Below are 20418 nucleotides of genomic sequence, written 5' to 3' on the forward strand. Positions count from 1 at the left end.
AGAGCGTTCTGGAACACGTTGCGATCTAATGCAACCGTACCATCCAGCGGGTTGCCAGCAGCAACAGCACAACCATCAGCACGCAAAGGCCGATAGCGTAGAAGATCAGATATTCGATCGGATAGAACAGAAGCGCCGGTAGACCGGCAGTCTTTCCCGACCTCTTGTCCGCGCCTCCCATGCCGTTCCGGTCGAGCGCGATGTAACGTTTCATCATCAGGTTCATCGTCCCCTCCTCCTCCCCATTCTCGATATCCTGCTCAATGCAGGGGAACCGGCCTGTCGTCGTTGTAGAGATACGGCGCTGCCACCATGCCCGGCTCCCTGGCGCCGGGCACCCTTTTTGCCGCAAGCTCGTCGTCAATGATTTTCTGCATGCTGGTGCGGAACTTCGCGAGGCTGAACCGGGCCGCATGCATGCGGATAGCTTCGGCACGGAAACCACGCTCCTGCTGCTCAAAAGTCTCGACCGCCTCGATCAGCGCCTCGACCGACTGGTCGTCGAACAGGATGCCGGTCTGCCCGTGGACGACGGTTTCGAGAGCTCCACCGCGCCCGTAAGCGATCACCGGCCGGCCGCTGGCCATGGCCTCCACAGGAACGATGCCGAAGTCCTCCTCACCCGGAAAGATCAGGGCGCGACAACGAGCAAGATTGGCTTTCAGCACCGGAAAGGCCGTACGGCCCATGAAGGTGACGCTTGGCCCGGCGATCCGTTTCAATGCCTCCATATCCCCCTTAGCCCCCTCTCCGATGACGACCAGCTTGCGCCCCATCTTCGAGAAGGCCCGCACGGCCAGGTCGATCCTTTTATAGGGAACGATCTGGCCGGCGCAGAGATAGAAATCCTCGACGCCCGCAACCGGCGCGAAGTCCTCGACGGAAACGGGAGGCGGAACGACCGTGGCGGACCGCCGGTAATATTTGCGGATACGCCCGGCGACATGGTGGGAATTGGCAACGAAGCGGTCCACCCGCAGGCTGGAGTTCGCGTCCCATGACCGCAGCAGGGGCGCGAGCACCGGCATCGTGATGCGTGCAGCCAGCCCCGCATTGTCCCGGTAGGAATGATAGTGATCCCAGAGATAGCGCATCGGCGAATGGCAATAGCAGACATGCGCCGCATGCGGCGGCGGGATGATGCCCTTGGCCGGACCGGATTCGCTTGAGATAATAAGATCGTAGCCACGAAGATCGAGGCTTTCGAGCGCGAAGGGCATCAGCGGCAGCAGCGACTGATAGTAGCGCGTGGCGCCCGGTATCCGCTGCAGGAAGGACGTCGTGATCTTGTGGCGACGTATCTTGTCGGAGATCTTGTTCTCATCGCAGACCAGCGTGAAGATGTCTGCTTCCGGATACATGTCGCAGAGCGCTTCGACGACTTTTTCCCCGCCCCGCATAGACACGAGCCAGTAATGAACGATCGCTACCCGCATGTTTCCCTCACGCACAATTGTTAAGGGCATCATAGAAGCGGCGGGCGCGACGGGCACAGGACCACCTTAGGGCTGTGGACATAGTCAAAGTGACGAATGGACCGGAAGCAGGGCCGCCGGACTGGCCGATCGGACAGGATAACGGCACGTCCACCGATCGGCTTTCATCCGTTCGAGGTGAGGGCTTAGGCCCCTCTGCCCTAAGGGAGTAGCGTCCCCGCGACACGCAGGGGATTTACTCGCATCGCTTTGAGCCGACAATCGGCGATCAGAGGCTCCGGCCTTACGTTCGAACCTGAAGGGCAAACCCGACAGGTCCTTTGTTGCCGAAACTGCGAGGCGCGTTCATGCCGATTGTATCTTTTGGAAAGCGGCAGCTTACATCCCGAAACAGAAGCTTTCTGCTCGCCTGTGCGCTGACGGGATTGCTCCATGTTGTCGTCTCCTCAAGTGGCGCCATGGCCGCTTCCGGCGACGGTTATCGCCTGCGTCCCCAGACGAAGGTCAAAGTCACGATTGTCGAATGGGTTGCATCGACAGGCGAATACAAGGAATGGACGGCACTGAACGGCGAATACTCCGTCTCGCCGCTCGGAACGATTTCTATCCCCCTCATCGGTGAACTCGTCGTCGTCGATGACACGACCACCGACGTGGCGGACCGCATCGCCCGCGCGCTGAGGGAGAAAACCGGACTTGCATCCCCTCCGGTCGCAACGGTCGAGGTGATGAAATATCCGATGATCTATGTCTCTGGCGCCGTCGACCGGCCCGGAGAACTCGAATTCCGGCCGGGTCTCACCGTCATGCAGGCCATTGCCATGGCAGGCGGTCGCGAGCGCCGGACGAACCCCAACGGCTCCAACGATCTCGAACAGATCCGCTACGCCGGCGAGTTGAACCGCTACGACCTACTGCTCCAGCAGCTTGCGGCACGCCGCGCCCGGCTTGCGGCGGAACTCAAGGGAAGCCCGACTGTCGACTTTCCGCCCGAACTCACAAACGCCCGGGACCAGAGCACTGGAAAGCTGATCACGGAAAGCGAAAACAGCCTGTTTGTCGCCAGATCCCAAGCCCTGAAACGGCAGCTGGATTCACTCAACGATCTGCAGTCCCTGCTCCAGAACGAAATCAAGGTCCTGGAAGAAAAGAGCGTGGTGCAGGAGCGCCAGCTCAAGATCGCCCAGCAGGAACTCGCCAGCATCGCATCTCTCGTCGACACCGGAACGCTGGCAAAATCCCGCGAGACCTCGCTTGAGCGGATCGTAGCAGATCTGAACAGCGGCAAACTCGATCTTGTGGTTGCCGCCATGCGCGCCAAGCAGAAGGTGAGCGAAACCCAGCGCGACGCGATCACGCTTAAGGGACAATACAGCACTGATGCAGGCCGTGACCTGCAGACGGTGGAAGCGGAAATCGACGACACCAAGCTGAAGCGGGCCACGACCCTGCAGCTCCTGCAGGCGAGCGGGGCTTCGCTCGCTCGCTACAACGCCATGAAGGCCTTGGAGATCCAGCCGATGGAATACTGGATCACGCGGCGCAACGACGTGCGCTCGCCGACCAAGGTGTCGGAGACGGCGACGCTCGAGCCGGGGGACGTGCTGGATGTTCGCTACGACGTATCCGCGGGGCTGGCTGGCCCGCTGCAATTGTCCAGCCGGCCGGAGCAGTCGCAGTAATCAGTTCAGTGGGGCAAACAAGAAGAAGAACAGGGTGGCGTAAATGGGATTCCATGAGTTCGGAAACATCGAGACGATATCGCACCTCGAAAAGAAGGACGCCTCGAAGAAAGAGTACATTTCGTTTCGCGATATATTCAATTTTCTGAAGAAGAACATGATCGTCATCGCCGCCTGCACCGCAACAGGCGCGATACTGGGCGGCATCTACGTCCTCAACTCCAAATCCACCTATATGGCGACGACACGTCTGGTCATGGACCCGGAACAGGGCAGAATCGTTTCGCAGGACGCGGCCACCGGCACCGTCATTATCGAGGCCGCGGAAATCGCCAGCCAGGTGGAAATCGTAAAGTCGGAAGCAATCGCTCAGGCCGTTATCCATAAGCTTGGGCTTACCGAAGATCCCGAGATCATAAACTCTCGATCGCTGAAGTCGGTTCTCAAGGGCTTCGTGACCTCTGCCACCGGCATCTTCACCGGCGGAGGCGATGAAGATGAGGAACCACCCACGGAAGAGGAGTTGATGCGACGCACAATGGGAGGCTTTCTCTCACGCGTCACGGTGCGCCGCGTTGGGCAATCATACGTGCTGGAGATCGGATACACGTCCGGCGATCCGGAAAAGGCCGCGAGAACGGCAAATGCTCTCGCAGAAGCCTATATTCGCAACGGCCTGAACGACCGCGCGGATGCCGCCAAACAGGGCGCCAGCTGGCTTGAGAGCCGCTTGATCGAGGTGGGTCGAAAGGCCCGCGAGGCCGCGCTTGCCGCCGAGGAATATCGCAACAAGCATGACATCACCGCGATGGCGAATTCTTCCACCCTTGATCAACAGCAACTCGCCGAGGTCAGCAGCCAGATGCTTGCGGCAAGAGCGGCAACAGCTGCGGAATCCGCCAAGCTCACCACTCTGACAAGGCTGATCGAAGGCAAGTCCGCGGACGGCAACATGGACGAGATCGCCAACAATCCGCAAATACAGAAGCTGCGGGACGATATCCGCCTTGCCGAGACACGGCTCGAAAACCTGAAGAGCCGCTACAACGACGGCAACCCCGCCATCATTGCGGCCCGCGACGAGATCGCGCGAATGAAGGCAGCCATCGATGGCGAACTCCGCCAGATCGAGGCTATCTATCGCTCCAACGTGGAAACGGCCCGCACCCGCGAACAGCTTGCCGAAGAGCAGTTCACCAACGCCACTGCAAAAGGCGCGGACAAGAACATCGCGCGGGTGGAACTTTCCGAAATGGAAAGCCGCGCGAACACCTACCGGCGTCTGTATGAAAGTATTCTCCAGCAATATGTCGGCACCATGCAGACGCAGTCGTTCCCGCTGGGCAAAGCACGCATCGTGACGGCGGCCACAGCGCCCTTCGGCAGGATCTGGCCGAAACCAACGATCATCCTGCCCTTCGCGACCGTGCTCGGCTTTGCCGGCGGCCTGATGGCTTCCATCCTGCGCAGCGGTCTCGACCGTCGCGCCGGCTCCGGCGAAAGGCTGCAGCGTGAACTGGGCATTACCTCGCTCGGCAGCATCCCTGTCTACCGACCGCAACTCGACGGCGGCAATGTCGGAAAGCCCTTGCCCACGACGATGCTGCCGCTGAGATCGGTCCTCGACATGCCGTATTCGCGCTTTTCGGAGGCACTGCGCAGCGTCAAGAACTCGCTGGACTCGATCATTCCCGCCAACGGTTCCATCGTGATCGGTGTGACCTCGGTCGGGCCCGGCGAAGGCAAGACGACGATCGCGACCAACCTGGCCCAGCTTTACCAGAACGAAGGGCAATCGGTCCTTCTGGTCGATGCCGACTTCATCGGCTCGCGCCTTTCCCGTCTTGCGGCAAGTGCCGCGAAGGATGTCGCGGTTAAACCCGTCGAACTCTCCTTCCTCGGCGAACAGCCCGTCGCTCTGCAGCCAAGTCGCTCCTCGGCGGGCAAAGGCATACACGGTTCGGTCGTTTCAGAACTCGAGCGGAACGATGTGAGTGGAGAGCAGGAAGCAGGCGACACGAACCCGGTACCGCTGGTTACCGTGGAGCAGGCCAAGCTGGCAGCCGCCGCCAACCAGCGCTACGGCCACCTGACCACGGTGAAGGAAGCCATCGTGAAGATGCGCCGTCGCTACAAGGTCATTATCGTCGACATGTCTGGTTTCGAGGATTCCGCCGATACCAGAACCATCTGCACCTATGTCGACGGCATCATTCTCGTTCTGGGCAATTCCAACAAGATGACGATCGAACGTCTGGCCGACGCACTGTCGGCCTTCGGCAAGTCCCGCATCGCGCTGCTGGGCGTCATTTCCAACCGGAGCGACGCGCGGCGGCGACAAGCGGCCGGCTAGGCCAATACCTGTGAAGGAGCGGAAGCTGATGACAAATGCCCTGGACCAGATCGGCGAACGCCGGGCTGCAATCACAACTACCCACCAGTTCAGGCTCATTGTTGGAATACCGAGCGCAGGCAGACGGGATATCCTTGCCGCCGTTGCCCCACATATCGCCCGGCAGACGCGGCTTCCGGACGAGATTGTCGTGTGCGTTCCATCGACCGAAGATGCTGACCGTGAGACACTGTCGCGCCTGCCCTGCCCGGTCCGGGTGCTGGTTTCAGCAAAAGGCAGTTGCCGGCAGCGAAATCATATTCTGGAATCGAGTCCGGATGCGGAGATCGTCGTCTTCCTCGATGACGATTTTCTTATGTCGCCACCCTACCTGCAACACACGGAGGCGATATTCGCCGCCAATCCCGATGTAGACATCTGCACCGGCAATGTCATTGCGGACGGGATCACCGGCCCCGGCATTTCCGTCACCGAGGGCTGGCAGATGCTACGGTCACACGCGCGCGCGAAAGGCCAATACCTTCCGGTTTCCCCGACCTACACGGGCTACGGCTGCAACATGGCCGTGCGCATGTCGGCGGTCCGGATCGGCGGATTGCGTTTCGACGAAAACCTGCCGCTGTACGGATGGCTCGAGGACGTGGACTTCAGCCGGATCGCGGCACGGCACGGTCGTGTCGTTTCCTCGCCCCACCTTGTCGGCGTCCATCTGGGAACGAAGGTCGGGCGGACCTCCGGGGTGAGGTTCGGCTACTCGCAAATCGCCAATCCGATCTACCTCATGCGCAAGGAGACCATGACACCCCGCCACGCTTTGGTTCAGATGGGGCGAAATCTGGTCGCCAACATCGTGAAGACTTGGAAACCGGAACCCTGGATCGACCGGCGGGGCCGGCTGCGGGGCAACTTCCTGGCCTTCTCCGATCTCATCGCCGGCCGCCTGGCTCCACAGAATATAGAGGGGCTGGACTGACCATGGCCCAGTGGCAACCGGATCGCGTCGTAGTCGTCAACGACCGCTCCGCCATGGTCGGCGGCGCATCGAACCTGGCCATTCTCTCCGCCGGCCTTCTTGAGCGGCAAGGATTGCAGGTCACCTATTTCGCTGGCGACGGTCCATCCCTGGACAAGCCGGTTGACGATACGATCAATCTCGCCGGAAAGCCCCTCGTGCAACAGGGCAAGCTCTCCGCCTTCGTCGGGGGGCTCTACAATGCAAGGGCCTATGATGCCCTTCACGAGCTGATCTCGCTCCGCGACACGCCATCGACTATCTATCATGTTCACGGATGGTCGAAGATCCTCTCCCCTTCCATCTTCCGGGCTTTGGCGAAGGTGCGCGAGCGCACTGTGCTGCATGCCCACGATTATTTTCTGGCCTGCCCCAATGGGGGCTTTGCCAACTATCGCAAACAGCAGGTCTGCGATCTCATACCGATGTCGGCGCAGTGTTTCGCAACCCAATGCGACAAGCGGGGCTATCATGAAAAACTGTGGCGCAGCGCTCGCCATCTGCTGCGGCAACAGTTTTATTCGACGTCATCCCTTCCGGCAAACATTGTGGTCGTCCACGAACGCATGAGGCAGATGTTCGAGCGTTCCGGCATCAATGTCGAGCGGGTCGAAACAATCCGCAACCCGGTCGAACCTTTTCCCACCGGTCCCGTGACCCCCGCGCAGAACAAAGCTTTCTTCTTCATCGGCAGGCTCGAACCGGAAAAAGGCTTCGAGGATGCCGCAAAGGCGGCGCGGCTCGCCGGAGCGAAGCTGCATGTTATCGGAGACGGCAATGGCCGGGCATTGCTGGAAAGCCTCTACCCCGAAATCACCATCCACGGCTGGCGCGGACGCGAGGAAATCGGGCAGCTGGTGCGGAATGCACGGGCGGTCGTCATATCCTCGCGCGTTCCCGAACCCTTCGGCCTCGCAGCGCTGGAGGCGGTGTCCGCCGGCATCCCGGTCATCATGCCGGCTGCGGCACTACTCGGTCGCGAACTGGGGGAACTCGGCTGTGGCCTGACGTTCCGGAGCGGCGACATTGAAGGTCTGGCCGATGGCCTTCGTCGCCTTGCGATAGACGACGATCTTGTCCGTGGAATGAGCGAACGATGCCGGATGAACGCCGGTAACCTCGCCCATACGCCGGAGTCATGGGGAGATGCGATCATGGCTCTCTATGATCGTGTCCTCAGGCAGGCGGCCAATCCGCAGCGATCTCCGGGACGTCGCTCCTTGTCGAGAGCACATCCCGCAAGGATACCCGGATGACTGTATCCATGTCGCCTTACCTTAAGAAGAGGCCTGGAATTTCGGGTAGACAAGACCACCCAGCCAGCCCCGCTACCCCGCCTACCGCCATTGAACTATCCGGTGTCCGCCACGCTCAATTGAAAAGTAGGCTCCCCGCTGTCAGCCTCTTCATGGGTATTTCAACGGGAGGGCTGAATAATGCAGTTTGTCACGGACCAGACGACAAAACGAGACCAGCGAACCAGAGCGAAGACCATCGCCAAGAGCGCACGCATGCCGGAAACGATCGATATCGTCGGCATGCTTTTCGCGATGGCCCTGTTGTCGCTGGGCCTGTTCCTGATCGCCGAAGAAATGACAGGCCGATCGGTGCTGTAGAACAGCTTCGGCAGGAAACTTTCGCCGGCAACTTGATCTTCATTCCAAATGACCTGGCAGGCCGTCCGACAGAACGGGCGGCCGACGGCTTCAGAAAAAGACGAGGTAAACCGCGATGAGCCACACGGCCAGGCAGAGCAGAATGATGAGCCAGCGTAGACCGTACTTTACATACCAAACAGACCGGTCGCCCATTCCACAACATCTCCTCGCTGTCGCGCCCTGCAGCGGCATCTCATCCGTGCGGCGGATCCCCAGCGGGATCACATTAGCGCGCAAATTCCCTTCGAAACAGAGCGGTGACCAGATGAATTGCCGCCTTGCCGGAGCTGAGACCTTCCCGATGTCGCGGGAGGAACGCCGATGAACCCGGCGAAATTCAAAACGGTACAATCCCTGAAGAACCGGCTGCAGAGCCTCATGGCACGCCAGCATTCACTGGTCAGCGACGGCATGTTCACGATGATTGCCAAAGGCACCTCGCAACTCGTGCAACTGCTGATCTTCATCCTCGGCGCGCGTGTGCTGACATCGGCGGAATTCGGCTTCTTCGCCTTCACATCGGCCTTCGTCGTCATGCTGATCGTTCTGGCTGAAGGCGGCTGGGGCGAATTCCTGATGAAATCCCACGGCACGGAGGCCGACTACGATCAGGCAGCCACCACCGCCATGATATCGGGCCTCATCGTCTCGACACTCGCGCTCGCCGGCGCGTTGGCCATGGGCTCGTGGTTCGGCGACATGCTCCATCTGGAAATACTGGTCATCTCCAGTGCCCTGATCTTTGTCTGCGCGCTGTCCACCATCTATGACGGTATTCTCGTCGCCCGTGGCAGATTGAAGGATCAAGCGAAGATACGAATCGTATCGGAGCTCGTCGGCCTTGCCGTCGTCGCAGCCGGCCTCTGGAGCGGCTGGAATATCATTGCGCTCTTTGCCGGCAGGCTGGCCGCACAGGTCGCCAGCCTCGGTTGCTCGATGCTCGCGGTACTTTGGCTGCCGAAGATCCGCCTGACCCGTCCCTTCCTGCGCGAAATCCTCGGTTTCTCACGACACATACTCGCCAACAGGCTGATCGTCTTTCTACGCTCCTATTCGGCAACGCTGGCCGTCGGTAGTTTCCTCGGTCTCGCGGAAGCCGGATACTACCGGGCTGCCGAACGCATCGTCGCAAGCATCTCCGAACTGCTGGCAGAGCCCGCCCGCATGCTCGGCTGGGTGGTCTTCCGCAAGGCCCGCGACCGCCATCCGCAGGATATCGCCGGCGGCAACGCCCGGATCGCCGCGGCCGCCAATTCATTCGTGGTGCTGTTCGTCGCCATTGCCGCCCCCTTCTATCTCGGCCTTTCGCTTGCCTCCGGCGCGCTCATCAATTTCGTGCTGGGCGATGCATGGATGCCTGCTGCAATCGTGGTCTCGATCCTCGCGATCCGTCAGCTCCTGCTCATCCCGGCCGCCATTATCGAACCCCTGCTGTCGATGGTCGGCGAATTGAAGAGACTGCCGCCGATTGCCTTGATGAACGGCGGGATTTCCATCGCTCTGATCGTGGCGCTGGCGCCCTTCGGGCTGATACCGCTCGCGCTTGGTCAGGTTGTCGTCGGCGCCTTCTGGCTGGGCACGATGATCTGGCTGCAGCAGCGCCATGGCGGCCTAGACTGGGTTCGCATTGCCAGACGCTGCGGCCCGACACTCGCAGCCCTCGGCGCGATGCTGCTCGCCGATTTCGCATTGAACTACATCACCCTTCCCGCCAGCCTGCCCAATGCCCTGACGACGGGCTTTCAGGTGGCGGGCGGGGCAATCGCCTACATCGCGGTTCTCGCTGTCCTCCACAAGCTCGTGGTGACCTCAGCTGAACCGCTCGTACAGCAACGCAATTCCTGAAGGACATGCCGGAGCATGACCTGAATAAGAACCATCAGAGGGGGAACAGGAAAATGGGCATGGCAAGATCGGAAGCAACGAATTCGATCCGGCATCTGGTGCACGGGTTGAGACGCACGATGACACCGCTGCAGATCGCAGGCGGACGAATGAAGTTTCTCTCGCCCTTCCCGCCCCAGTTCTCGGGCGCCTATCCCACCTACGATACGGCTGTCGCCGCCGGACGTTCCAACAGCAAGGTCGGGTTCGACCACGACGAGCTCACCGACATCGCCTTCGAGCGGATGTGCGAGATCACGCCCTGGGATTATCCGCTGCTGTTCTGGCTGGGGCAGATATTACCGGAGATCGATCTTCTGGTGGATGCAGGGGGCCACATGGGCACCAAGTTCCGCGCCTTCCGCAAACTGCTGCCGATCGAGACCTCCGTCGACTGGGTGGTCTACGACGTCCCGGCGATCGTCCGGGCCGGACGGCGGCGCGCCGAAATCGACGGGCTCGACAAGCTGCGTTTCGTCGAAAACATGGAGGATGCGGGCGACCCCGATCTCTTCGTCGGCTCCGGCCTGCTGCAATATCTCGACGTGCCGCTCACCACACTGCTTTCGCGCCTGCCGCGGCTGCCGAGGCACATGTTGCTGAACAAGGTGGCGATGCGGCAGGGGCCGACTGTCTTCACCCTCCAGCGTTTCGAGGAGGTCACGGTTCCCTACCAGATCCGCAACGAGGCTACGTTCATGGCCGAACTCTCACGCCTCGGCTACGAAGTCGTGGATCGATGGACGATCCCGACGCTCTCCCATACCATCGAAACCCATCCTGAACTCGGTGAAAGCGAGAGCACCGGGTTCTATCTCCGTCTGGCCTGAGGAAGCGAGCGCCAGCCCGCATTCCGATTGACGGACACGGATATCGGTTCCGTTTCGATTACAGTCAACACCCGCGAGAACCGGCACCACGTGCCGGTTCATTCTTTTGTGCACCTGACGAGAATGATGGATCGCTGGGCCGACGCGAGCTCTATTCCAGCCCACGAAAAACCCGGCGAGGCGGAATGCCTGCCGGGTGCGGTCGTTCACGAGGTTAAAGGCGTCGGATGGAAACCTTCGACGCATTGTTTCATCGGTCAGCGTTCGTTCTGCGCGAAGAGCACCACGCCAACGGTTCGCAGGATGATTCCCATATCCCGGGAAAACGAAACGCTGTGGTAGTAATCGACATCGAAGCGGACGCGCTCCTCATAGGAAGTGCCGTCGCGGCGTGAAACCTGCCACAGGCCTGTGATGCCCGGATTCATCGCCAGATAGCAGTGGGCCTGGGGGCCATAGCGCTCCAGCTCCTCGGTAACGATCGGGCGGGGACCGACAATGCTCATCTCGCCGCGCAGGACGTTGAATAGCTGCGGAAGCTCATCGAGGCTCGTGATACGCATATACTTGCCGAGCCAATGAACCCGCGGATCGCTCTTCAGCTTCTGGGTTTCCGTCCACTCCCGCAAACGGTCCGGATTGCTGGCAAGAAGCTCTTTCAGCGCCTTGTCAGCATCCTTGCGCATGGAGCGAAATTTCAGGCAGTCGAACGACCTGCCATTTCGCCCGACACGTCTGTGGCGGAAGATGATCGGCCGGCCGTCGATGATCAGAAGAGCAAGCGCGATTAGCGCCAGAGCCGGCAGCAGGAACACAATCGAGGAGAGCGCGAAGACGATGTCGAAGACACGTTTTCCGCCCCGGCTCCTCACAACCCGTGCGGGGGAGACGGCGGCATGCCGCTGTGCAATATTCTCGGAAACCAATGACATTTCGCAGACCTCCAGCCGAAAACAAGGCTGCCCCCGAACGCGAAACGATTCAATTGATACTGATAGGCAAAGCTCTCCGCTTATGGAGGTAGACGACTGCTCCCATTTTTCCCTTGCGGTCCTGAAGCATCAACCATTAGCGCCTCAGGACACTGACAAGAGTCGAAAACATCAAGATTGGAAGCGGTAAATTGAGACGAGCCGGCTCCCGAAGGTACCGGCTCGTTCTTGCAGTTCCGAGACCTTCAGTTGGTCTGGCGAAGCGTCTCGAAAAGGAACCAGCGCCGGCGCTCGCCCTCGTCGATCCAGTTTTCGAGCAGGCTTGCAGTGGCAACATCACGATGTTCGTCACAGAGGTCGTGAAGAGCGCGCATGCTGGCAACGAGCGAACCGTTATCGTCGCGCAGTTCGGCAAGCATCTCGTGCGGATGAACGAATTCCGCATCATTATCCTTGATACGCTGCTTGTGCGAGATATCGCCGATGGAGCGGATGGTGCTGCCGCCGAGTTTTCGGACGCGTTCGGCGAGCGCGTCGGTCATCGCGAAAATCTGTTCTCCCTGCTCGTCCAGCAGGAGGTGATAATCGCGGAAATGAGCCCCGGACATGTGCCAGTGAAAATTCTTCGTCTTGAGATAAAGGGCAAAGACATCCGCAAGCAGTGCATTAGCCGCTGCGGAGATGTCGCGCACCGCGTCCTGATCAAGGCCGGACGGGGTGTGCAAATCCGCAGAGCGACGCGATTTGGCAGTATTTTCCATCATTGGGCTCCTTGTTTTTCGGGCAGAGAATTTCCGCTCCGCCGTTCTGCATGAAAAGACTACTCGAAACGTCCGCTTGCTGGCGGATCGCTGGCAGGAAATGTTTCCCGCAAGGCCTCGTCCAGATTGCCGTCGTCATGACGCTTCTTGACGTCTGCGGGAGAACATTCTTCGAGGTCCATAGGTTCCGCGAGACTCTCCTTGCCGTCCCGGTACCGCTGCTTGTCCAAATTTTTCTGCTGTTTCATGTCGATCTCCCTGGATTGCTGTCGTTCTACAGGTACCGCACCAACGCTGACGTTATATCACGTCGCGAGCGGTTTTACTGCCGCAAGATGCACTGCCATGGCGATAATGACGAGAACCGGCGGCACGGCAAAACACCACACCGGGGAAAGCATGAAGGCAAGTGCCCCACATGCACAACCGAGCGCAAAGGTCAGCACACTGAACCCCATACGCAGGAGTCTGCTCTTGACTGCGACCGCATCGGTCGGATGCCCGCCGGTCAGGAGATCGGCCAGATCCAGCATGATTTGCGTTGTCGTGCCCGTCATCAGCGTAGTGGGAGGCTGCGTCGCCATATGCGCCCGGTGCAGAGCATTCTGTATCGCCATCGCCGCCACAAGCGTCATACCGACGACGATGCTTGCCAGGTTCTCCGTCTGGTCGAATGGTCCGTGGCGGATGGCCAGAACCGCGGCCGCGACAAACAGCGCCAACTTGATCGAAAGAAGGATCGGCAGCGCAGACCGTCCATGTCTCTCCAGCCTGAGATCAACCAGACGGGTGACCAAAACGACAATGCAGAAGACCGGCAGGGCCAGGATCTTGGCAACAGCGCCGCCGGCCCCCTGCGCGATCGCCGCACCGAGCGTCACGAAGTTTCCTGTTACATGAGCCGTGAAAAGACCCGTGAGCGCGAGGAACCCCATAGTATCGACATAACCACCATTGAAGCTCAAAACAGCCGACAGAGGGGGACGGACCATGGCTAACCTCCAGATCGATCAGTGACCGCGCTCAAGTCGGCCGGTCATCAGAAAGAACATTATATTGCCCCGCGGCATGCAGCCTGACCGTCCACATGTCGCAAAGCTCGATATCTGATCAGGCCTGAATATACTTCAGGAGACGGGCATTCTAAGCGGATTCGGCTCGGTCAACCTCATGCCGTGCGGACCAGCCGTGTTTGTAGCGACATATTTTCACCGGAGACAGGATCTGGATTGTCTAATCCGACTGCGCTTTGGACAAAGTCCTCCTGTTCGTGACTGCGCGACACCGTCCTGCCGCGCCCGCGGAAACAAGAAAATCGGTTCAGACGGGGCGGACGCTGGTGACGAAATTCTCAAAGAAATCCGAAAACTTGGCGACCCGCATCGGCAGTTTTTCATAAGGAGGATAATAGAGCGTCAGCCAGAGTTCGGGCGCCTGCCATTCGGGCAGAATCTGGACAAGATGGCCGTCCGCAATGGCCCTCTCGACGATAAAGGCCGGTAGCAGAACGATCCCCTCTCCGTTTTCCGCCAGCCGGGCGGTCAGTTCGCCATTATTGCCTGCAAGCACCTGGCCCGCCCTCACCTTGCGCGTCCTGCCCGCGGAGGAAAGCTCCCATGTCTCGGACAGCGCTTCCTCGTCATAGGCGATGCATGCAGCTTCATCGAGATCATCGGGCGATTTCGGCGTTCCGTTGGCCGCAAGATAGCCCGGAGACGCCACGAGCATACGACGCACGGGGCAGATCTTGCGCCAGATGGTGGACTTGTCCCGCGGCGGCTCTGAAATGCGGATGGCGAGATCGAAACTATCTGACACGATATCGATGAACCGGTCCGTCAAAGTAAGAGACACCGAGATACCCGGATTTTCGACGCGGAAGCCAGAGACGACATCCGGCAGGATACGCTGCCCGAGCGACAACGGCACATTCAGCCGGATGAGGCCTGCGGCATGGCCGGTTTCGGCCCGAACCTCATCCGCCACGGCCTCGAAGGCTTCCACCACCGGCTCGATACGTGCCGCATAGACCGCACCCGCCGAAGTCAGGGACACATGCCGGGTGGTTCGCAGGAGAAGCTGCACGCCGAGCCGCTCCTCAAGCGCACTGACGGCACGCGTGACGGTCGGCGCGGTCATCGAAAGCTGCCGGGCGGCAGCGACAAAGCTGCGCTCCTTCGCAACGGCCAGGAAGATGCGGATATCGTTCAGATCGCTCATGTCGAATAATTTCACTTTTTGCAATAATATTGTCAATATTATTGCCATTCACTTCAGTGAGCTTTGGCCCCATCTTCTGCCTCGGAACAAGGGATGCAACGGCATCCGAACAGAAGGATGACAAAAATGCTTACTCAGATCAAAGGCTTGCACCACATCACCTCCATGGCTGCCGACGCCCAGGAGAATAGCGACTTTTTCACCAAGACGCTTGGACTGCGCCGCGTGAAGAAGACCGTCAACTTCGATGCCCCCGATGTCTACCATCTCTATTATGGCGACGAGGCAGGCACCCCTGGTTCGGTCATGACCTACTTCCCCTTCCCGCATATCGCGGCAGGCCGTCCAGGTGCCGGTGAAGTCGGGGAATCCTACTTCGCGGTTCCAAAGGGCTCGCTGGGCTACTGGACGGAACGCCTGACCAAGCTTGGTGTGAAGAACCTCTCGGAAACGGAAGTGTTCGGCGAGAAGCGCCTGCGCTTCGCCGGTCCGGACAGTGACGGTTTCTCGCTGGTGGAAGTCGATAACGACAAGCGCGAAGGCTGGCTACATGACGAGATTGGAGCCGCCGAAGCCATCAAGGGTTTCCATGGTGCGAGCATGAGGCTCAAGGACACCGGCGCGACCCGCGAATTGCTCGGCTTCATGGGCTACGAGAAGGTCGACGAAAAGGGCGAATGGGCTCGCTTTGCCATCGCTGGCGGTAACGGTGCGGATTTCATCGATCTCGAAACCGTCCCGCAGGCAGATTTTGCCCGCCTCGGTGCCGGCTCGGTCCACCACATCGCATTCGCGGTGGAAGACAGGGCGGCGCAGCTTGAAGTGCGCAAGGCGCTTCTCGACACCGGCTACCAGGTAACCCCGGTCATCGACCGCGATTACTTCTGGGCGATTTACTTCCGTACGCCGGGTGGCGTGCTGTTCGAAATCGCGACCAACGAACCCGGCTTCGACCGTGACGAGGATACCGCTCACCTCGGAGAAGCCCTGAAGCTGCCGTCCCGCTACGAACCCTATCGCGGCCAGATCGAAAAGCAGCTTCAGCCGATCGCCGACTGACGCAGTGGCAACGATGGATGAAACGGCGGGGCCGAATGGTCCCGTCATCAGGAGAAAGACATCATGAACACGACGACCAGCACTTATCATGCCTTTACCAAGCCGGGTTCCGATGGGGCTCCGCTCGTCTTCGCTTTCCACGGCACCGGCGGCAATGAACTCCAGTTTACCGAACTGGTGGAGCAGATCCTTCCCGATGCCGGGATCGTATCCCCGAGGGGCGATGTTTCCGAATACGGCGCCCTGCGCTTCTTCCGCCGCACAGGCGAAGGCGTCTACGACATGGACGACCTCGTCAGACGTACGGACAAGATGATCGACTTCCTCGCTGAGAAGAAAGCGGAAAACCCCGACCGTCCCGTCTATGCGCTCGGCTATTCCAACGGAGCGAACATTCTCGCCGCCGTGGCGTTCAAAAAGCCCGACCTCTTCGACCGTGTGGCGCTCTTGCATCCGCTGATCCCGTGGAAACCGGAAAACAACGGCGCGCTGAAGGACCGGCAGGTACTCGTCACAGCCGGGCAGCATGATCCTATCTGCCCGCTCCCGCTGACCGAGGCGCTGGTCGATTACTTCGAACGACAGGGCGCCAAGGTCGAAACCAGCATCCATGCAGGCGGGCACGAAATTCGCCAGACGGAACTGCAGGCACTGAACGCCTTCCTGACCCGATAAGACTTCCGGCCGAGAAGAAACAATATCGGCCGGAACCTAACTGCGAAATCACCCTTCGGAGGTCTCCGGCCCCGATGCAATCCGGGAGAGAAACCATGATCCTGATCCACGAAAACATGAGCCGCGGCAAAACCAGCAAGGGCTGGCTGAACAGCTTTCATACCTTCTCGTTCGGCGGCTTCCAGGACCCGACGCGCATGGGTTTCGGCCCGCTTCGTGTCATCAACGAGGACTGGATCATTCCGGGTTCCGGCTTTTCCGAACACGCCCATGACAACATGGACATCCTCACTGTCCTGCTCGAAGGCAAGCTGCGCCACCAGGACACGATGGGAAACGTCTCGACGTTCGAGGCCGGAGAGATCCAGTTGATGTCCGCCGGCACAGGGGTCAGCCATTCGGAAATGAATGCCTCGGAGAACGAAACCGCTCATCTTCTGCAGATCTGGATGATCCCGGATGTCAGGGGAACCGCACCGCGCTACCAGCAGGCCCGCCTGCCGGCCGCGGAAGATACCCGGGACTGGACGCCGATCGCATCCGGCACCGAAGGCGAGGCTCCGCTTCACCTGTTGTCCGACAGCAGGATACTGATCGCCAATCCGAAGGAGGGTGATGTCAGCACCATCCCCGCCCGGCCCGGACGCCTCGTCTTCGTCCATATCGTGGACGGGCTGGCCCGGATCGATGACGAGAACCTGAGACCGGGTGATGGCCTCCAGATCTCCGACCCGGAAACCCTGGAACTCAGCTGGCTGACCAACGGAAAGGCCCTCCTGTTCGACATGCCCCGATGAGAAAATCTGAACCGAGGAGCGGCGGGAACTCCATCCCGTCGCTCCTCCGTTGGACGTGGGTTCAGTTCGATCCGGCGTCCTTCGCTTGCAGGGCGGCGTCGAGACAGGCCGCCAATGCATCGGCATGGAAAGGCTTCTGCAGCACCCGGACATGCTCGCCGATATGCTCGCGCACTTGGCTCTCCGCGAAGGCAGTGATGAAGACGAACGGAACTCGGCTCACTTTCTCTTCCTGCACCCGGAGATAAAGCTCGATGCCGCTCATGCCGGTCATGTTGACGTCTAAAACGATGCAGGATGCAGAGAGATTATCTTCATCCGCAAGGAACTCTTCGGCGGAAACAAATGACTTCGCCGTGAAGCCGAACGAGCGGACAAGACTGCTCGTTGCCCGACGCACGTCGGCCTCGTCGTTGATGATTGCAATGAAACTGGTCGTTGCCACAGCGGAAGTAGCCAATCTCCGGCGTACCTGCACACAATTGCCGTTGGCCCTTTATAGCGCCAGCCGAGCGATGGATGAACTATATGGAGGTTTACCGACTGCATCGAAAGGTAAACCTCCGCATCCGAAGTCGAACTTCTCCGACTATAGTTTTCCGTGTGGTTCTATCCGCTCCGGATAGCCTGCCGGCCGCTATTGGCGAAGCGCAAACAGCGCCTTCTGCTCCTGCACACCCTTCAGCTGGAACGAACCGAGATTGTGGAACGCTTTCAGTCCCTCTTCGGGTGCGAGCGCTGCAAACTCGCGGGAAGCAAGCGCCGTTTCGTTGACGGAACGGCACATGGCCGCCATGCGGCACACCTCGTTGACGGCCGGTCCGATAACCGTGAAATCCAGCCGTTCATCGCTTCCGACATTGCCGTAGAAAACTTCCCCTTCATGAAGCGCGAGATAGACCGAAGTCGTTGCCAGCCCCTCGTCACTGCGCCGAAGGTTAAGCTCGGCAATGCGCCTGCTGACATCGGCCTGAGCCTGCAACGCAGCGCGCGCGGCTTCGCGCTGGTCGCGATGATTGAAGATGGCGAGAATGCCGTCGCCAACGAGCTTCAGAATATCGCCGCCCGCATTGTGGACCGCCGAAATGACGATATCTGCATAATCGTTCAGGAAGGCGATGAGCCTTCCGCTCTCCATGGTTTCCGATAGCGAGGTGTAATTCTCCATGTCGGAATACCAGAGGACTGTCCGGATGGTCTCGACCTTCCCCCGCTCGATGCGGCCTTCGAGCACGCGCCGGCCCGGGTCCCGTCCGAGATAGATCTCAACCAGCGACCGCGCAATCTGGCTTAGCGAAGCCGACTTGATTGCCAATGCAAGGCTCGCAACGAGCTTGCGCAACGCCGTCAGGTCATCTTCGGAAAAGCCACCCGGCTGGCTCGTTGACCATCGCGAATAGATGCTCTCGATTTCGCCGATCGTCGTCTTTCCGCCCAGCTTATGCATCAACACAAAATAATCGGTATGGCCCCGATCGATTAGGTCTCCAATGATACCGAACCGCGAACGATCGGCATCAACGAGCGGTATGTGCAGTTCCGACAAACCGTTTTCGTTCATGTAGTGGAAGGGGCTGCCGCGCCAGAGGTGGTTATTTCGTATCGCCTCCTCTCGCGTGAACTCTCGATGGACAGGACCGTTCTGATTGGCAATGTTCCAGAACACGCCTTCCGATTCCTGAACGGGATGGAGCGTGTCGAAGAAAAGCGCGACTTCCACGATTTGCAGCCCGCCCTCGCGCAAACGATTGCAGAAGCCATCTACAAGATCAATTTCCCGCAATCCCAGCAACCCTTGCTCGATAACCCAGTCATTGATCGCATCAAGCGTTTGCCCGTCCATGGGGATGCCCTCTCGCACCTGTCGTGCCTATCGCATTCGTAGGGCCGTTATCTGCAAATGCAGGGGGCGAATTTCAACCCGCCCCTTCAAAGATATATGAGCGATTGCCGGAACGACACAGGACGGCTGACCGACAACCGTTCTCTGGTGGCAAGCGAAGCTCGTCTACCAACGGTATCAGCGCGCTTCAGAAATCCCAGTCTTCATCTTCGGTAGCGACCGCCTTGCCGATGACATAGGAGGAACCGGAACCGGAGAAGAAGTCGTGGTTCTCGTCGGCGTTCGGTGAAAGTGCCGAGAGGATCGCGGGATTGACCTTGCATGCCTCCGCCGGAAACAGCGCTTCGTAGCCGAGGTTCATCAGCGCCTTATTGGCGTTGTAATGCAGGAACTTCTTCACATCCTCGGTCAGCCCGACCCCGTCATAAAGGTCCTCGGTATACTTGGCCTCGTTGTCATAGAGGTCGAGCAGGAGTTCGAAGGCGAAATCCTTAATATCCTGCCGCCGCGCTTCCGGTTCGCGGTCGAGCGCCCGCTGGAACTTGTAGCCGATGTAATAGCCATGCACCGCCTCGTCGCGAATGATGAGACGGATGAGGTCCGCGGTGTTGGTGAGCTTCGCCCGGCTCGACCAGTACATCGGCAGATAGAAGCCGGAATAGAACAGGAAGCTTTCGAGAAAGACGCTGGCGATCTTCTTCTTCAAGGGATCGCCTGAGTCATATTGCTCCATGATCAGCCCCGCCTTCCGCTGCAGGAACTCGTTCTCCTCCGACCACCGATAGGCATCGTCCACATCCGGCGTCAGGCACAGTGTCGAGAAGATCGACGAATACGAGCGTGCATGCACCGCTTCCATGAAGGAGACGTTCGACAGAACCGCCTCCTCATGCGGCGTGGCGGCATCCTCCATCAGCCGCACGGCGCCGACTCCGTTCTGGATCGTGTCGAGCAAGGTGAGCCCGGTGAAGACGCGGATCGTGAGCCTCTGCTCCTCCGGCTTCAGCGTCGCCCAGGACTGGATGTCGTTCGAAAGCGGCACCTTCTCCGGCAGCCAGAAGTTTCCGGTCAGCCTGTTCCAGACCTCGAGATCCTTGTCATCCTCTATACGGTTCCAGTTGACGGCCCGGATGCGGGAGACCGGTTTGACGGCGATGTTCATTGTGTTGGTCCTTTTGAAGGAAATTGGAGTGATTGGCGCGGCCCCTCACCCCGCCTCCGCTTCGCTCGGCGCACCCTCTCCCCGCAAGCGGGGTGAGGGGATCAGAGACGTCGC

The 20418-nt window shown here is 59.7% G+C and carries 20 protein-coding genes; 10 read left to right on the forward strand and 10 right to left on the reverse strand.

Going from position 1 to position 20418, the window contains the following annotated elements; all coding sequences use genetic code 11:
* Positions 1–25: 25 nt before the first annotated feature.
* The gene (locus H4I99_RS21680; protein WP_099059098.1) at positions 26–226 is read right to left on the reverse strand and encodes a hypothetical protein; all 201 of its coding nucleotides are present in this window, start codon (positions 224–226) and stop codon (positions 26–28) included.
* 34 nt (positions 227–260) lie between these two features.
* The gene (locus tag H4I99_RS21685) at positions 261–1436 is read right to left on the reverse strand and encodes a glycosyltransferase (RefSeq protein ID WP_163901407.1); all 1176 of its coding nucleotides are present in this window, start codon (positions 1434–1436) and stop codon (positions 261–263) included.
* 347 nt (positions 1437–1783) lie between these two features.
* On the opposite strand from H4I99_RS21685, the gene H4I99_RS21690 reads away from it, so the two are divergent.
* From H4I99_RS21690 to H4I99_RS21720, 7 genes are all read left to right on the forward strand, one after another.
* Positions 1784–3118, forward strand: coding sequence for a polysaccharide biosynthesis/export family protein (locus H4I99_RS21690; protein WP_163901409.1), 1335 nt, complete (start codon positions 1784–1786; stop codon positions 3116–3118).
* 43 nt (positions 3119–3161) lie between these two features.
* Positions 3162–5471, forward strand: coding sequence for an exopolysaccharide transport family protein (locus H4I99_RS21695; RefSeq protein ID WP_163901411.1), 2310 nt, complete (start codon positions 3162–3164; stop codon positions 5469–5471).
* Between the two features lie 28 nt (positions 5472–5499).
* Positions 5500–6444 (forward strand): glycosyltransferase family 2 protein, encoded by a 945-nt coding sequence (locus H4I99_RS21700; protein ID WP_163901413.1) that lies wholly within the window; start codon positions 5500–5502, stop codon positions 6442–6444.
* A gap of 2 nt (positions 6445–6446) precedes the next feature.
* A complete protein-coding gene (locus H4I99_RS21705) occupies positions 6447–7739 on the forward strand; it encodes a glycosyltransferase family 4 protein (RefSeq protein ID WP_163901414.1) in 1293 nt (430 codons plus the stop codon).
* Positions 7740–7919: 180 nt separating this feature from the next.
* Entirely contained in the window at positions 7920–8099 is a 180-nt protein-coding gene (locus H4I99_RS21710; protein ID WP_163901416.1) for a hypothetical protein, read from the forward strand.
* Between the two features lie 363 nt (positions 8100–8462).
* Positions 8463–9986: an oligosaccharide flippase family protein gene (locus tag H4I99_RS21715; RefSeq protein ID WP_163901418.1), complete on the forward strand. Its 1524-nt coding sequence runs from the start codon at positions 8463–8465 to the stop codon at positions 9984–9986.
* Between the two features lie 59 nt (positions 9987–10045).
* Positions 10046–10855 carry a methyltransferase, TIGR04325 family gene (locus H4I99_RS21720; RefSeq protein WP_163901420.1) on the forward strand — a complete coding sequence of 270 codons (810 nt, stop codon included), beginning with the start codon at positions 10046–10048 and terminating at the stop codon, positions 10853–10855.
* 257 nt (positions 10856–11112) lie between these two features.
* Here H4I99_RS21720 and H4I99_RS21725 read toward each other — a convergent pair whose 3' ends face one another.
* From H4I99_RS21725 to H4I99_RS21745, 5 genes are all read right to left on the reverse strand, one after another.
* The gene (locus H4I99_RS21725; protein ID WP_163901422.1) at positions 11113–11787 is read right to left on the reverse strand and encodes a sugar transferase; all 675 of its coding nucleotides are present in this window, start codon (positions 11785–11787) and stop codon (positions 11113–11115) included.
* Between the two features lie 245 nt (positions 11788–12032).
* Entirely contained in the window at positions 12033–12551 is a 519-nt protein-coding gene (locus tag H4I99_RS21730; protein WP_163901424.1) for a Dps family protein, read from the reverse strand.
* Between the two features lie 56 nt (positions 12552–12607).
* Positions 12608–12796, reverse strand: a complete 189-nt coding sequence (locus H4I99_RS21735) for a hypothetical protein (RefSeq protein WP_163901426.1) — start codon at positions 12794–12796, stop codon at positions 12608–12610.
* A gap of 57 nt (positions 12797–12853) precedes the next feature.
* Positions 12854–13540: a YoaK family protein gene (locus H4I99_RS21740; protein ID WP_163901428.1), complete on the reverse strand. Its 687-nt coding sequence runs from the start codon at positions 13538–13540 to the stop codon at positions 12854–12856.
* Between the two features lie 328 nt (positions 13541–13868).
* The gene (locus H4I99_RS21745) at positions 13869–14768 is read right to left on the reverse strand and encodes a LysR family transcriptional regulator (RefSeq protein WP_163901430.1); all 900 of its coding nucleotides are present in this window, start codon (positions 14766–14768) and stop codon (positions 13869–13871) included.
* A 126-nt stretch (positions 14769–14894) separates the two neighbouring features.
* Here H4I99_RS21745 and H4I99_RS21750 point away from each other — a divergent pair, with 126 nt between their 5' ends.
* The 3 genes from H4I99_RS21750 (at position 14895) to H4I99_RS21760 (ending at position 17299) form a co-directional block, all read left to right on the forward strand.
* The gene (locus tag H4I99_RS21750; RefSeq protein ID WP_163901432.1) at positions 14895–15827 is read left to right on the forward strand and encodes a VOC family protein; all 933 of its coding nucleotides are present in this window, start codon (positions 14895–14897) and stop codon (positions 15825–15827) included.
* Positions 15828–15890: 63 nt separating this feature from the next.
* Complete coding sequence (locus H4I99_RS21755; protein ID WP_163901433.1) at positions 15891–16502, forward strand: alpha/beta hydrolase; 612 nt, start codon at positions 15891–15893, stop codon at positions 16500–16502.
* A gap of 95 nt (positions 16503–16597) precedes the next feature.
* Positions 16598–17299: a pirin family protein gene (locus H4I99_RS21760; protein ID WP_163901435.1), complete on the forward strand. Its 702-nt coding sequence runs from the start codon at positions 16598–16600 to the stop codon at positions 17297–17299.
* A gap of 61 nt (positions 17300–17360) precedes the next feature.
* On the opposite strand, the gene H4I99_RS21765 is transcribed toward H4I99_RS21760, so the two are convergent.
* The 3 genes from H4I99_RS21765 to nrdF form a co-directional block, all read right to left on the reverse strand.
* Positions 17361–17759, reverse strand: a complete 399-nt coding sequence (locus H4I99_RS21765) for a response regulator (protein WP_163901437.1) — start codon at positions 17757–17759, stop codon at positions 17361–17363.
* Between the two features lie 177 nt (positions 17760–17936).
* Positions 17937–19142 carry an adenylate/guanylate cyclase domain-containing protein gene (locus H4I99_RS21770; RefSeq protein ID WP_163901439.1) on the reverse strand — a complete coding sequence of 402 codons (1206 nt, stop codon included), beginning with the start codon at positions 19140–19142 and terminating at the stop codon, positions 17937–17939.
* Positions 19143–19329: 187 nt separating this feature from the next.
* A complete protein-coding gene (gene nrdF, locus H4I99_RS21775; RefSeq protein ID WP_163901441.1) occupies positions 19330–20304 on the reverse strand; it encodes a class 1b ribonucleoside-diphosphate reductase subunit beta in 975 nt (324 codons plus the stop codon).
* Positions 20305–20418: the final 114 nt, after the last annotated feature.

Source organism: Paenirhizobium daejeonense (assembly GCF_014280875.1).
GTDB classification, from domain to species: domain Bacteria; phylum Pseudomonadota; class Alphaproteobacteria; order Rhizobiales; family Rhizobiaceae; genus Allorhizobium; species Allorhizobium daejeonense.